This is a genomic window from Pseudovibrio sp. POLY-S9 (assembly GCF_001431305.1).
Lineage (GTDB): Bacteria > Pseudomonadota > Alphaproteobacteria > Rhizobiales > Stappiaceae > Pseudovibrio.
This window is the reverse complement of the sequence record NZ_LCWX01000266.1, coordinates 1-1,205: the sequence shown is the minus strand read 5'-3', so window position 1 is coordinate 1,205 and position 1,205 is coordinate 1. Positions and strand designations below refer to the sequence as shown.

Here is a 1,205-nt window from a genome sequence, read left to right as displayed (position 1 = left end):
CGAATTCGTTGAATTTTTCGCTTTCTGGGAGGTTCGCATATACCTCGCCAAAAGCTGCTGGCGTTAACTGTGATGTTAGTCAGATCCCATGCTCCCTGAATTGCTGAAATGAAGGCCTGAATGATCAGCTTATGTAACCTCCATCTGGACGGAGAACGTTGCTTTAAACTCTCTTCTTGAGGAGAATGAGCCATGCATTCTTCACTTTGACGCTCAATCAGCAGAGCCAAGATGAGATGTGACAACAACCAGGTTTTGGCAAGAGCCGGGTTCTTTGCAGGCAGGCGGTCAATATGGATAAGGCTTTTAAGGCGCTTGAAGGCTAACTCAATCTGCCAGCGGACCCTGTAGAGCGCGGCAATGCTGACAGCGTCAAACTGATCCTCTGGTAAAGACGTCAACAACAACATGTATTCAGCGGCGACGAGTGAGGAAGGGTTCAGTTTAGTACATTTCCTGCTTGCGGTTCTGCGCAGGCGTTTTCGTTCTTGCTCGGTCGCTTCAGGTGGTTTGCGCAGGATGATCAGACGGGCGGGAATATCTTGCTCCTTTGAATTTCCCAAAATAGTAATCTGACGATCAACGGGCCGATCATAGTTAGCTTCAGGCAATACGGCAAACAGGTCAAACGGCGTATCATCGGGTTGGCGCAAACGAACCTTGCGCCAACCGGTTCGTACAAGAAAATCTCCTCCTTCCTTGAGGATGTGATGAAGTCCGTTTGCCTGAGCATAGCCCCTGTCTGCAATGTGAATATCGCCCTTTTTGATTGGTCCTCGTGCTAAGCTTTCTGCGCCGTGCACATCGGTTATCTCAAGATGCGTAAAGCGTCCGGCAGCAGGATCATAGCTGGCGTGTAAGCGGTAATCGATCTTCTTAGAGCCCACCCCGGAAATACAGCTACCATCCACCAACCGGAGATGGTGTCCGCTCGGGAAGGACTGATTGCCTGCCTGTGACAGCAGCTTACCTAGAATATGCTCAAGCCAGTCTCCGGCCCCTTGAAGCCGCTTGAGAACAGCTACATCCGACAGCTCCCCGATTCCGCTCAGAGCTGCCCATGCTGCGGTGCTACGCAACGACATGCCACAGGGACCATATGCCATGGCAAGGCGCAGCAGATCTCGTCCGCTTGAAATTTCACGCTTTCGCAGCAAAGCCCCAAATTTGATTGCGGCTTCTTCGATATCAAGACTGGATGACAA

General features: G+C 51.1%; 1 protein-coding gene. It reads right to left on the bottom strand.

What is annotated here, in order from left to right:
- On the bottom strand, positions 1–1,205 hold a 1,205-nt coding region (locus tag PPL9_RS30950), incomplete at both ends, for an IS4 family transposase (protein WP_161831517.1).